10 protein-coding genes and 2 pseudogenes are annotated in these 13079 nt (G+C 63.7%); 2 read left to right on the forward strand and 10 right to left on the reverse strand.

All coding sequences use genetic code 11. The annotated features are described in order from the left end of the window. Positions 1-123: 123 nt before the first annotated feature. The 6 genes and pseudogenes from IAI54_RS29345 to IAI54_RS25485 form a co-directional block, all read right to left on the reverse strand. Positions 124-1821, reverse strand: coding sequence for a putative PEP-binding protein (locus IAI54_RS29345; RefSeq protein WP_235679172.1), 1698 nt, complete (start codon positions 1819-1821; stop codon positions 124-126). A gap of 252 nt (positions 1822-2073) precedes the next feature. Next, positions 2074-3045 (reverse strand): annotated as a pseudogene (locus IAI54_RS29375) (hypothetical protein); the annotation flags it as partial. Beyond that, positions 3042-4226: an NUDIX domain-containing protein gene (locus IAI54_RS25470; RefSeq protein ID WP_187969841.1), complete on the reverse strand. Its 1185-nt coding sequence runs from the start codon at positions 4224-4226 to the stop codon at positions 3042-3044. The gene IAI54_RS25470 and the pseudogene IAI54_RS29375, both read right to left, overlap by 4 nt. After that, positions 4223-4711: a gamma-glutamyl-gamma-aminobutyrate hydrolase family protein gene (locus IAI54_RS29350; protein ID WP_187969842.1), complete on the reverse strand. Its 489-nt coding sequence runs from the start codon at positions 4709-4711 to the stop codon at positions 4223-4225. The genes IAI54_RS25470 and IAI54_RS29350 overlap by 4 nt, the downstream gene beginning before the upstream one ends. Positions 4712-4715: 4 nt before the next feature. Further along, positions 4716-5863, reverse strand: a protein-coding gene (locus IAI54_RS25480) for an IS3 family transposase (protein WP_187969239.1) whose coding sequence is annotated in 2 segments (ribosomal slippage) — positions 4716-5614 and positions 5614-5863 — 1149 coding nt in all. Because the reading frame shifts where the segments join, the coding sequence is not laid out codon by codon here. A 65-nt stretch (positions 5864-5928) separates the two neighbouring features. Next, a pseudogene (locus tag IAI54_RS25485) lies at positions 5929-6990 on the reverse strand (thiamine pyrophosphate-dependent enzyme); the annotation flags it as partial. Positions 6991-7112: 122 nt separating this feature from the next. Between IAI54_RS25485 and IAI54_RS25490 the strand changes: the two are divergent. Then, positions 7113-7574, forward strand: coding sequence for an Lrp/AsnC family transcriptional regulator (locus IAI54_RS25490; protein ID WP_187969843.1), 462 nt, complete (start codon positions 7113-7115; stop codon positions 7572-7574). A gap of 3 nt (positions 7575-7577) precedes the next feature. On the opposite strand, the gene IAI54_RS25495 is transcribed toward IAI54_RS25490, so the two are convergent. Next, a complete protein-coding gene (locus tag IAI54_RS25495) occupies positions 7578-8435 on the reverse strand; it encodes a helix-turn-helix domain-containing protein (RefSeq protein ID WP_187969844.1) in 858 nt (285 codons plus the stop codon). Positions 8436-8644: 209 nt separating this feature from the next. Here IAI54_RS25495 and IAI54_RS25500 point away from each other — a divergent pair, with 209 nt between their 5' ends. Continuing rightward, on the forward strand, positions 8645-10384 hold the full coding sequence (locus IAI54_RS25500; protein ID WP_187969845.1) for an FAD-dependent monooxygenase: 1740 nt from the start codon (positions 8645-8647) through the stop codon (positions 10382-10384). Between the two features lie 102 nt (positions 10385-10486). Here IAI54_RS25500 and IAI54_RS25505 read toward each other — a convergent pair whose 3' ends face one another. The 3 genes from IAI54_RS25505 to IAI54_RS25515 all read right to left on the reverse strand — a co-directional run bounded on the left by IAI54_RS25505 (position 10487) and on the right by IAI54_RS25515 (position 13061). Next, on the reverse strand, positions 10487-11161 hold the full coding sequence (locus tag IAI54_RS25505) for a glutathione S-transferase family protein (protein ID WP_210321174.1): 675 nt from the start codon (positions 11159-11161) through the stop codon (positions 10487-10489). Then, complete coding sequence (locus IAI54_RS25510) at positions 11127-12119, reverse strand: NAD(P)H-quinone oxidoreductase (protein WP_187969846.1); 993 nt, start codon at positions 12117-12119, stop codon at positions 11127-11129. The genes IAI54_RS25505 and IAI54_RS25510 overlap by 35 nt, the downstream gene beginning before the upstream one ends. A 96-nt stretch (positions 12120-12215) precedes the next feature. After that, positions 12216-13061: a fumarylacetoacetate hydrolase family protein gene (locus IAI54_RS25515; protein ID WP_187969847.1), complete on the reverse strand. Its 846-nt coding sequence runs from the start codon at positions 13059-13061 to the stop codon at positions 12216-12218. Positions 13062-13079: the final 18 nt, after the last annotated feature.

The following is a 13079-nucleotide window of genomic DNA, read 5'->3' on the forward strand; positions in this document are numbered from 1 at the left end:
TTGGCGAGGTCTCTGGCAATCGTTGTCTGCTGAGGCCGTCTCCGGACGGTCCGGTTCTGGCGATCGACCAGCGGTAAGCTGCCGTGCCGCACCCGACCCTCAATTGAGCCATTTGGACGATCGCTACGATGACTTAGAAGCAGACACGCCGAGTGAGGCAAACTGTGACGTTGCGCCTGTGTTCCACGCGACGTCCAAAGGCAGGTCCATGTCGACTACGGCCACTCGGTCGGGCTCGCGCGGATCAAAATAGGCCTCGATCGCGAAATGCTCTAGGCCCAACAGGGCAGGGCCACTCCGAGCGACGCCGTGAAGCCAATGATCTTTCGCGGCAATAAGGGCCTGCAACCCCCTTCTCACGCGGAGGTCACCTGCAGACTCGTCAATCTGGAAGGGGCCTTCGATAGCGGCTCTCGCTGTCACGATCGAATGCTTACCGCGCTCCGCCTCGAAGACGTACATCGCCTGCCCCCAACCAGCCTCGACGACGATCTCTTCGGATGTGAACACGGCGCGGAAGCATAACTGATCGGCGTGCTGCTGCGGAAACACATGCAGCGCAGCCGCACGATCGAAGCCGTCTAGGTATCCGATCAACTCCTCCTTGTTCCAGCTGTGCTCGAACACCTCGCTCCGTGCATGGCAGGATATTCCACTCGGGAAGGCCGATATCCGGATGGTGGCTGAGCCCCCAAGGAGTTCGGAAGCATAGGCTGCGACGTCGGCGGGATCCCAACCGGGTGCGACGAAGCGCCCGTGCAACTCCCCGAACATGGCGGCGACCAGCCACTTCTTCAGAACCTTCCAGTTCCGCGTCGCGTCGTCGCTCGCGAGTGGCGCGGCACCCGACAGCCATTCCAGTGCGAGCTTGGCAGCAAGGCCAGTGTCGCCGGCGCGCGCGGCTGCTGCGGCGCGTCGCGAAAATCGCCCGGTACGCTCCACGCAGCAATCCGCAGCCAGAGCCGGTGCGCCCTCTGCGCGGAATCGCTCGCGGGCGCATGACAATACTGCGGAGGGCCAATCCCCCTCTGAAACGGAGACGAACAGATTTTGGCTCCCGGCGGCTAGTTCGTGCGCAGAACGGCTGTTGGCGGGTTCGCCGCATAGGAACATGGGGCCAACGGCACCGCTGCGACGAAGCTTCTCGATCGTGTGGAGCACGAGGGGCTCAACAGCGATCGGGTCGAGTTCCGAGAACGGATCGGCAGCCGCTAAGCCGTTCGCGGCATAAAACGCCTCGAGCTTCGCCCATGCATTGCGTTCGAGGCCATGCAACAGGGCGGTCAGGTCATTGAGGCCAAAACAAAACACCTCTGCGAGGGTCCGGAGTTGCTCGGCCTGGGCGCAGAGCCTTGGCGTTTCGATCATTACGCCGAAGCGTAGTAAGCGCCTCGCCTGCGGATGGGCCTCGAGCGCCGCGTCGAACAGTCGTCGCGTTGCTCGCACTTCGGCAAGGTCAAAGGCGGAGGGGAGTGTTAGGGCAAGGTCAACCCGCCTTCTTGCCATGCGCTGCCTTTCCGCCACGCACACAGCCATTTCAATTTGCCAGGCGTAGAAGCCGCTCTCCAGAGCCCATCGCGGTCCGCGCACGCCTCGCAGGGACGTCGCGCCGCTGACGCTAGTACCAGCGAGCACCTCACCGAGATCAGCGTCCATAAGCCGGTAGTTCAAGAAGGTGCCGTCCGACGCGCTCAGCAACTGCTCCAGTGACGTTTCCAGTCGCGTTGCTACATTCCCTGGAAGTTCGGGACGACGCCCTTCAGCGATAGCAGCTAGGTAGGCAATGAACGAAGGTGCTTCCGACGATGCAAGGATCTGCATCTCGGATCGGCAGAGTCCGATCGGGGCGCGTACTGGACAAGGCTTTGTCGCGGTGATTGAGACCGGGCTGCCGCCGCTTGCGAGGCTGGAGGCCACAATGCTCGCAGGTGACGCCATTGGATGGACCTCGCCAAGGACCAGGACGCGCTGCGCCTCGGCGAGCGTAACCACCGTTCCGTCTACCGGCCAAGTTGGCGCTGCGGACGTCATTCGCGAAAGGACTGGGAGGCCCGACGTACGCGCCAGCACCGTTATGTGGGACGCCGGACCGTCTTGCCGCAGACCGAGCCCAGCCAGCGCGCCGAGGAGCCCGCCTTGAGACGGCAGCAGTTTGTCTAGCACAAGGATCGGCGGCCTTCCGGCTTCTGCGAACTGGACGGCGGTCTCAAGGGTTGTCGCTAAAGGTCCGCTCGCCCAACGGTCGCCCTGAGCTTGACCGTTGGACAGTGGCTCGCCAGCGACAACGAGCGCACCGGCTGTGTGCGGCGCACAATTCGCGACCAATTCGACAGCACCCGATGGATACGGGTGGCTGGCTAGCGCCCGCGCATTGGTGCGTGCGCTTTCGGTCGATAGGCTTGCCTTGACGAGCCAGGCCCCACCGTCGCGGAGGGCCAGTTGCGCCTCGAAGGCAAATGGCCAGAGCGCGGCTAGGCTAGCGCCCAGCCGCTCCGCCGGCTCAGGCACGACAACGCCGAACTGCAGCGCGCCACCGACGTTGGCCATACGCCCCCAAGCCACGGCGCGCCCGGGCCGGTGGAAGATTGTTAGGACCTCGAACCCAAGGGCTAGCCAAGCGGCCGGCCGTAGTGTCATTGAAACACCCTCGAGAGCCGCATCAACTGGGAGGATTACCCTCACGACATCATCCGCAAGCCGACGCCCGGCCTGATGACCCGTGGTCAGTCGGAGCAGCGTCTCGCCATTGTCGCTACCGTGGCTGTGACTAGATAATGCGAGACTGGGCGACAATCCAAAGCAGCGATCGGCAGTCTCGAACTCTCGCCAGGGGTCCTCGCGAGCAACCCGCGATGCGAGCCGATCAGCGACCTCCACAGCAGAACCCAAGAGGTCATGGCGCTCGATCTTCAGGAGCCCTTTGACCGGCAGACCCGCCGCCGCCGCATGGGCCAACGCAGTCTGCGCGCGACCCCGCTTGGATCGCGCGGCGGCCATTCGCTCTGAAGCGGGCGCGACCACGAGTGCCTCTTCAAGCGTTGTCATGACAACACCCGCTCGACGACGCGGCGCTCCTCCGGAAAGCGCATGCCGGCGAGGGCGACGGAACCTGAGACCCAGGCTGCGACGGAGTGCTCGCCGTCCGGTGTCGGCGTCGCATCCTCCAGCGCTGCCATCGGATAGAAAAAGCAGCGCTCGCGCCAACGTCGACCGCCGTACTCGTAGCTCCACTCCTCACATTGAGCGGAGCCGTCTATCGCGACCGGAACGCCGGTTTCCTCTTGGACCTCGCGCCGGGCCGCGACCTCGACGGCTTCCCCGCTCTCAAGCATACCCTTTGGAACTCGCCACCCCCCGGCCTCGCCAGACCCCACAAGCAGAACCTCGCGGCTGGCACCTAGGCCACGTACGGCCACTCCGCCGGCCGACAGAACGCTTGGGTGCGACGGCAACGTCGCAGGGTCGAAGATGAGCGGCTTTGGCTCACTCGGGAGTCGCCGCGCGAGCGCTAGGTCACGAGGCGTGTCGAACTCGAGCCAGCCGCCCTCAATTGTGACAGCCGTCAGCGGAATGCCGTGATCGATCGCCGCCTGCAGGAAGTCGGTGATGTACGCCGCTGAGAAGCTCTTGGCGTTGCGCCAGGACTGACCGGCCGTGGTGACTTCGAGTTCGTCGTAGAGGGTCATCAGTTCGCGAAACCCCTTCTGCGAGAACCGCATGAGGCCCACGTATTGGGCTTCGGGCCATCGCCCCTCGACCAAGGGCTGTCCGATCTCTGTAAGGCGACCATCAACAATCTGGCAGCTCTCGGCGATCGAGATCGGGTCGTCCTCCCGCAGGGCGAACAAGGATGCCCAGTTTCGATCGACGACAACGGCAGCGTCGGATGAATCCTTGAGCAATTGGCGAACCACACGCGGCTCCAGTAGAAGGTCGCAGTATGCGATGATGACATCGTCGCGCACGGCGTGCCGGACCTGCTGCATTGTGTGCAGCATATTCGGAGAATCGAGGACATCGGCGTAGGCAACGGACGGACTGAGCACGGTCCCGCCGAGTGCGCCCCGCACCAAGAGGATATTGGTAACGTCATGCGCATGGAGGACGTTGACGAGATGCTGCGCGAGTGGTTGCCCCTCAACCTCGAGCATCCACTTCGGTCCCGCACCCCGCTCGGCGTCGAGCCTTGATCCGCGCCCCGCGCCCAGAAGAATGGCCTGTGTCATTGCGCTCGCCTCTTGGCTGTTGCAACCAACCACCTGAAGAGCGCTAGGTCCGGCGCCCGATCAGGCCCCGCCCATTCAGCGTGCCAAATTGCCCCTAAACATGGCCATTCGCGCGCCTCGAAGGCCTCGATCGTCCCGTCCGCCGCCCAGGCGGTCACATCGAGCGAACGTCCCAACGTACCGATGAAAACCGCGTGGCGAGACAGCACCTCAATCTGCTCGGCGTGCGCGAACGCGGTCCAGACCCGGCTGCCGGGGCGTAGCTGAACCGTGTGGAAGGTTTCCGTGCCGCCTCCGTGGTCGTTGTCGCTTGAGATTTGTCTTGTTAATCGACCACCCGAGAGACCGCAGACCAACTGGGCGCCCCGGCACAGCGCCAGCAGGGGTATCCGGGCTCGCTCACAGGCAGATACGACAGCGGTTTCGAAGGCGTCGCGCCGTGCATCAAGTGGCTCGGCGTGGCCTGCTGCCGGTTTTTCGGACACGAGGTTAAGCTAACATAGCTTGTTCCTCGAACTCGACGGGGCTCAGGTATCCCAGTGTCGAGTGCCGTCGCCGAGGGTTGTAGAAGCGCTCGATGTAGTCGAACACGTCGGCCCTGGCGTCATCTCTCGTCCTGTAGACCTTGCGTGCCGTGCGCTCGGTTTTCAGCGACGAGAAGAAGCTTTCCATCGCAGCATTGTCCCAGACGTTACCCGACCGGCTCATCGAACACGTGATGCCGTGGTCGGCCATCAGGCGCTGGAACTGCTCGCTGGTGTATTGCGATCCCTGGTCGGAGTGGTGCAGCAGGCTGTCCGGCTTGCCTCGGCGCCAGATCGCCATGATGAGGGCGTCTGTGACGAGCTGCGCCGTCATCTCCGCCTTCATCGCCCAGCCGACGACGCGCCGAGAGAAGAGGTCGACGACGGCGGCAACGTAGAGCCATCCTTCGGCGGTCCAGATGTAGGTGAAGTCGGCTACCCACTTCTGGTTCGGCGCCGACGCTTCGAAGGCGCGGTCGAGGAGGTTGCCGGACACTGTTGCTCGCTCGCCGGTGTCCTTTGGCAACCCACGGCGCCGCGGCCGGGCACGCAACCCGTTCTCCCGCATGAGCCGCTCGACACGATGAAGGCCACAGGAAAGACCCTCGGCCAGAACGTCGCGCCAGACCCGCCGGGCGCCATAGGTGCGGTCGCTGTTCTTGAAGCTGCGGTCGATCCGGGAGATGAGAACCTCATCGTCCCGAGCGCGAGCGCTGGGGCTGCGTTTGAGCCAGGCATGGAAGCCCGAGCGGGAGACATCCAGCGCCTCGCACAGCCATGCCACCGGCCAGACGTTCCGGTGCTTCGCGATGAAAGCGAACCTCATGTCACTTCCCTCGCGAAGTAGGCTGCGGCCTTTTTTAGGATGTCGCGCTCCGCCTTCAGCTTCGCCACTTCCTTGCGCAGCCGGTCAATCTCCTGCTGCTCCGGCTTCATCTGCCCATGGCCGGGAAAGGCATGCTGCGGATCGGTCGACAGCTCGCGCACCCATTTGCGCAACACATTCTCATGGAGATCCAGATCGCGGGCAGCCTGGGCAACAGCAACGCCCCGATCCCTCACCAGCCTAACCGCCTCGAGCTTGAACTCGCGGCTGAACTTCCTTCGTTGCATTCCCACTCTCCAGTTCCGTTAAACACCTTATCTCGGTGTCCACGAAACCGGCAGCAGGCCACCAATTCCTGCCCCTCGGGCACGCGCATGTGTTCCTGCCACTGCGCCATCTGCGCGCTCGTCATCAGCCCGCCATGATTGTCCTTGTGTCCGGCGATCGGCGTGCCCCACCCCTTGATCGTGTAGGCGAGGAAGCAGGTTGGCCTGTCGCCCTGCACCCCGGCGAAGGCTTCCGCCATGGACTGGACGCAGTTGCCCCCGAGGTTCTCCATCAAGGCCGCGAGCTGCCCATCGCTCCGGCGATCGATCAGTGCGCTGACGTCGCCCTGGTCGCCAAGGTCGTTCATCAGCCTCTGACGCCAGACGGCTCCACCCTGAAAGGTGAGCGCCGAATAGTCCTGGTTGGGACAGTCGTCGATCCAGGCGCGGAGCCTCTCCCCACCCGGCTCCTGGAACGCCGCACGCTGCAATGCGCCGTACTTGACGCGGACGATGTCCCATCCGAAGGCCTCGAAGATTTTCTCGATGCGCTGCCAGAGCCCTTCCCTGACGATCCCGTCGAGCGACTGGCGATTATAGTCGATGATCCACCAGCAGTTGCGAAGATCGTTCTTCCAGGATTCCTGGAGGCATTCGTAGACGTTGCCCTCGTCGAGTTCGGCGTCGCCCGCCAGCGCGATCATGCGTCCAGCGGGCCGATCCGGACCCCACTCCTTCGCCAAGATGAAATCCTGTACGATCGAGGCGAAGGACGTGATGGCGATGCCGAGCCCGACCGAGCCGGTCGAGAAATCCACGTCATCGATGTCCTTGGTCCGGCTCGGGTAGGACTGGGCGCCTCCGAAGCCTCTGAAAGCCTTCAGCTTCTCGATCGACTGATTGCCCATCAGATACTGCATGGCGTGAAACAGCGGCGATGCGTGCGGCTTGACCGCGACGCGATCCTCCGGGCGAAGGGCGGAGAAATACAGCGCGGTCATGATCGAGACCATCGAGGCCGATGAGGCCTGGTGTCCACCGATCTTGATCCCGTCGACTTTCGGTCTCACGTGGTTGGCGTGATGGATCATCCAATGCGAGAGCCAGAGCAGCCGTTGCTCGACGGTCTTCAGGTGCTTGATGGACATCGGTCGCCTCTCCTGCTCTTCGCGAGGATAGCAGTGCCCGGAAAGCGATATCTCGCCTCATTCGATCGATTGCGCTATCAGGATGGGGACATCAGCTAACAAGATGGATTTCGAAAGCGGAAATGACCAATCTAGACGCGATCGATAGGCGTATCGTCCAGGAAATGAGCCGAAATGGGCGAGTGACGACCGCTCAACTGAGCGATGCTGCGGGCTTGAGCCCGACACCCGTCGCGAGGCGGGTCCGGCGCCTCGAGGATGACGGCATCATCGTCGGATACGCCGCGCTCATCGACGAGGCCGCCTTGGGCTTCGGCGTGTCGGTCTTCGTGTCGGTCAAGCTGGACAAGCAGGTCGATGACGCCCTTGAGACCTTCGAAACGGCGATCCGGCAGTTCCGGGAGGTCGTTGATTGCTGGCTGATGACCGGCAATCGCGACTACCTGCTGAGAGTCGCTACCAGAGACCTGCACGAGTTCGAGCGGTTTCTCGTCGGCCGCCTGACGAAGGTACGCGGCGTCGCATCGATCGAGTCATCGATCCCGCTGCGCCGCGTGAAATCGGGGCTGGCCAGGACGGAATGAACTTCAGGATCCGGAGCCGGTAGACCGCACGTCTCGCCGTTCAGGAAAAAGTACCTCGTCCGTGCGCAGCCGGGCGATCTCCTGCGATAGCCGCGTTGTCATGGAAAGCAGATCATCGCGATACAACTCGATCGCGGCGTCGAACTTCAGTGCGCTGCTGAGCCAGATGATCGTGATGCATGCCACGACCGACCCATTCTGGAAAATGGGCGCAGAGATGCTCATCGTATCGGCGCGGAAGCCCTGCTTCCGAAAGCCGACGCCGAGGTCCCTGCACTGGGCGAGAACGGTATCCAGCGGACCGTCGCGGGTCATCAGGGGCATCTTTGTACCGTAGAGGACTTCCAGGCCGGAGGTTATGTTCCGGGACTCGAGATCGGACGCGAAGGCGAGGTAGGCACGTCCGCTCGCCGTGTCGATCAGGGGCAGTCGCGTGCCGACCATGCCCCGGTCGAGCGCATAGGGACTGAGGTAGTAGGTCGATTCCCGTATCTCCATGTGTTCGTTTTGAAGAACCATGAGGTCGACGGGCCACAGGATCCGCTTTCCGAACCGCACCATCTCCGGGATCACGATCTGACAGACCCAATCGGCCTCGCGGAATCCGGAACTGAGCGACTTGGCATGCAAGGCGACACGCCATTTGTTCGAGAGCCGATCCTGAACGATGAAATTGAGTTGCTCCATCGTTTCGAGCAAGCGGTAGACTGTCGGACGCGGAATGCCGGTCGACGCAGCGATCTCGGCGGCCTTGGCCCCATCTCGCGTGTTGACGGCTTGAAGAATCCGAAAGGCGCGTTCGACCGCGCGCACTTGCCCCGAGCTGGAAATCTTACCCTCCCTTGTCCACACAATGGACATCTGTCGACATAGAGCCCGACGGTTGGTCCGGCAAGCAGATTTGACCGTCATCCACCCGGTGCGAGAACGGTTGCCGCAGAGCCGGGCCGACCGACCGCGTTCGTAGTGCGGACACCAGGCATTGAACGATTGGCTGGAGACCTCCTGTCCCGCTTAGTCTGGCGCCAGACTTCTTGAATGGCCATTGACCGACTGAGCGGGAGAGAAACGTGGAGCGGAAGACGGTGGACGTTGCTGTGATCGGGGCCGGTCCCGTAGGGCTTGCTGCCGCACATCTTCTCAGGAAACTGGGAATCTCGAGTATTGTTCTCGAGCGCAATCCTTCGACGTCGTTTCACCCGCGCGGGCATGTCGTGAATGCCCGCACGATGGAGATCTTCCGGCAGATCGGCGTCGAAGCCGGGATTGGCAATGTCTCGCTTCCCGTCCGCCAGCATGCCGGGATCGGATTCATGACCAGCCTCGCCGGCGAAGAGATCGGTGTCATCTGGACACGGCCGGGCGGAAAGCCAACGCCGCAGGAACTGGGTTCGAGTCCGTCCCTGAAGAGATCGTGTCCGCAGGACGAAGTCGAACCCGTGCTGCGCGAGGCGCTGGAGCGGGATTCGCCGGCCGGCATACTGCGCTTCGGACATGAAATCACGCAGATCAGCCGCCTCGACGACGCCGTGCGGCTTCGCTGGACCGCGAGGGACAACCGTGAGGGCGAGGTGGAGGCAAGGTTCGTGATCGCAGCCGACGGAGCGCGCAGCTTTGTCAGGGAAGCCCTCGGCATCGGAATGTCCGGAGGCTCGATGGGGCAGCAGATCGGCGTCTACTTCAAGGCAGACCTCTCGCGCTGGCTGCGAGAGCGGCCCTACCTGTTGTGGTGGATCTACAATGCGAGGACGACCGGCGTGTTCATTTCCCTCGATGGGCGCACGCGGTGGACGTACAATTTCGCCTATGGACAGGAGGAATCCCGTTCGGATTTCACCACGGAGCGATGCGAGGCCATCATCCGCGCGGCTGTGGGCGCGGATGATGTCGACATCGACATCCAGAGCATCATGCCCTGGCGGATGCAGGCCCGCGTGGCCGACCGGTTCCAGGTCGGCAACGTATTTCTGGCCGGAGACGCCTGCCACCCGTTGCCGCCGACGGGCGGCCAGGGAATGAACACGGGAGTGGCGGACGTTCACAACCTGGTCTGGAAGATCGGCCATGTCCTCTCCGGATCGGCGCCGCGTGAACTTCTATCCACCTACGAGCCCGAACGGCTTCCGGTCGGCGCGTTCAATGTCGAGCAGAGTAAGCGCAATGCCGAAAAGATGGCTCGTTCTGGCCTCGCCGGGATGCTCGCCAACGACGAGAACGTCTCCAGCAAGATCGAAGGTCCCGAAGGCCGGGCCGTTCGGGAGCGCCTTGCCCTGGAGATACCCAAGCAGCGGGAGCATTTCGACTATCCCGGTCAGAACCTGGGCGTGGCCTACGAAAGCGCGATCATCGTCGGCGACGGGACGCCGCCTGTTCCCCTGACCATCGGGACGTACACGCCGTCCGCTCGTCCGGGCAGCCGCGCGCCGCATGTCTGGCTGACGCATGGCGACCGGACCTTGTCCTCGCTCGATCTCTTCGACTATTCCGGTTTCACCTTGCTCGCCGGCCAGGATGGGAGGCCTTGGACGGATGCCTTCGCAGCCGTCACCGGGCGGATGGGGCTGCGCGGGGCTGCCTACCAGATCGGCGCGCCGGGACATCCCACGCCGCAGGACGTCGGCTGGCTCGATCTCTACGGATTGACGGCGAGCGGCGCCGTACTCGTTCGCCCGGATGGCCATGTCGCCTGGCGGTCCCGGGTTGCCGTGTCGGACGCGGTCGCCGAACTCGAAGAAGCCTTGAGCGCGGCGCTCGGTTTCAGGGTCCGGCCCGCCACGGCGGCTCCGGGCTCGTCCGAAGGAATCGACTGACGTCGAACGCGGCCGGCGTCGCGCGACGGCCGCGACCATGTCCGCCGACCACGGTCCGTCCAGGACGCCTGCGACCTTTGACATGCCCCAGGTCGAACCGGATCAGGCGAAGACGATGCCCTCGTCGTGAAAGACCTTCCGGGAGGAGGGCCGATCACGCAGGCGCGCGTAATAGTCGGCCACGTTCCGCGGCAGATCGAGTTTCTGCCGGTCCACTGCCCAGAAGAGCACGTAAAACAGACTGCTGTCGGCCATGGACAATCGATCGCCAAGGATGAAGCGGTTGCCCCCGAGGCTTTGGGAGACGACGCCGAAGGCCTTCGTCACGATCTCCCGGCCCGTGTCCCGAACCCATACGTGGTCGGTTTCGCTCGGAGCGAACTTCGCGGGCCGGAAAAGCCGCGAGAACCCCTGCATGTGGATCGTCGCCACGGCGTAATCCATGATCTCGATCGCACGCACCGCGTTCTCCAGACCGGACGGGGCCAGGCCCTTTTCCGGGAACGAGTGCGCGAGCCAGTGGGCGATGGCCGCGAACTCCGTCAGGACGCTTCCGTCGTCCCGCGCGAGCGCGGGCACCTTGGACTTCGGATTCAAGCCGACGTAGTCCGGCTTGAACTGTTCCCCATCCTTGATGGCGATCCGGACGGCTTCATAGGGAACCGCGAGCTCTTCGAGCAGGAAGTGTATCCCGATCGAGCAGGCGCCGGGCGAGTAGTAAAGCTTCATCATTGACCTCCAATCATTGGTCCACGCGCAGCATGATTTTTCCGACATGTGTCCCGGCTTCCATCATCCGGTGCGCTTCGCCCGCCTGGGCAAGGTCGAAAACGGCGGCGATGACCGGACGAACCCTCGTTCCGAGGAGCGGTAGAACGTCCTTCGTCAGGCCGGCGGCGACGATCGCCTTTCGCTCCATGGACAGGGGTCTCAGGAGCGAACCCGTCAGCTTGATCCGCTTGGCCATGATGGTCCTCAGCGGTACCTGGAGATCCGCGCCGCCGCCGCCCGACAGATGCGCGATCCACCCGTCCGGCGCCATCATCTCCAGATCCTGGCGGATATGCGCGCCGGCAGACATGTCGAGGAGGGCGGAGATGCCGCGGCCATCCGTCGCCGTCATGACGAGTTCAGCGAGATCGTCTGCGGAGTAGGAAAAGGCCGCCAGCGCACCGAAACGCAGCGCGGCTTCCACCTTCCGCTCGGAACCGGCGGTTGCCAGCACCTTGTAGCCGAGCGCGGACATTGCCTGGAGTGCCAGATGTCCCACGCCGCTGGTACCGCCGTGGATCAGCGCGAACTCGTGCTTCTGAAGCGCCATCAGGCCGAAGAAGTTCCACCAGGTCGTAAACAAGGCCTCCGGAAGCGCCGCCGCCTCCACATCGGAAAACTCCTCCCGAGCCGGCAGGGTCAGGGCGCTGTGCGCGGCCACATACTGGCCGTACCCTCCGCCCTGAACCAGCGCCATCACACGCTCGCCGATGGCGGGCCTCGCAACCCCGTCGCCAAGGGCGACCACCGTTCCGCACACCTCGAGGCCCGGAATAGCCAGACCATCGCTGTGCCGGCCCGCAGCGCGCTGATGCACGTCGTGCCTGTTGACGCCGGCGGCCCCCACGCGGATGACCACCTGGCCTGCGGTGGGCACCGGCACCGCCATGTCTGCAGGCTTCAGGACTTCCGGCCCGCCGGCTTCTTCGATCACGATCGCGGTCTGTCTTGCGGGAAGCTGCATTTCCCTCTTTCCAACGGGAGAACGGGTCGGGGACGACAGTTCGGCCGCGATAGGGCTGCGGCCGATTGTGAGGTGAGGGGGACGCGACGCGCTTGATCAGCTCTCGTCGATGACGTCGTTGGCCAGGACGCCGATGCCGGAGATCCCGACCTCGATGCGGTCGCCCGGTTTCATGAAGACCTTGGGATTTCGGAAAGCGCCGACGCCGCTTGGCGTACCGGTGGCTATTATGTCCCCTGGAAGAAGCTCGGTGACGATGGAGAGATAGGCGATCAGCTCCGGTATCGAAAAGGCGAGGTCGGACAGCTTCGTCTGCTGCATCACCTCGCCGTTCAGCCGCGTTTGCAGCGACAGGGCGGCCGGGTCCGGAATGTCGTCGGTCGTCACCAGCCAGGGGCCTGTCGCGCCTGACCGATCGAAGTTCTTGCCGGCCCAGAACTGGGTGGTATGCCGCTGGTAGTCGCGTATCGATCCGTCGTTCAGGCACGTGTAGCCGGCGACGTGGTTCATCGTCTCGTCCCGCGGAATCGACCGGCCGGACCTTCCGATCACGACAGCCAGCTCGCCTTCGAAATCGAAGTGGTCCGAGACCCTCGGCCGCACGATCGGCTGCCCGTGGCCCACCAGCGTCGAGGGATAGCGCGTGAAGACCGACGGATGTTCCGGCTTGTCGCGCCCGGTCTCCTGGATATGGGACATGTAGTTGAGGCCGATGCAGATGATCTTGTCCGGATTGGGAACGGGTGGCAGTAGCGTCACCTCCCCCAGGCCCATCTCGCCGCCGTCTGCTGTATCGAGGCGTTTCGTTGCACCAGCGGCCAGGAGGGTACGCAGGTCGGCGAATTCGGCGCGCAGTCGCGGCCCGGAGTCGACGAGCCGGTCTTCCTGAACCAGTCCGTATGATCTGGTGCCGTCCGGCAGCAGGTATGAGGCTATGCGCACGAGTGGTACTCCATCTGG

The sequence above is a fragment of the Aquibium microcysteis genome (assembly GCF_014495845.1).
GTDB classification, from domain to species: Bacteria; Pseudomonadota; Alphaproteobacteria; order Rhizobiales; family Rhizobiaceae; genus Aquibium; species Aquibium microcysteis.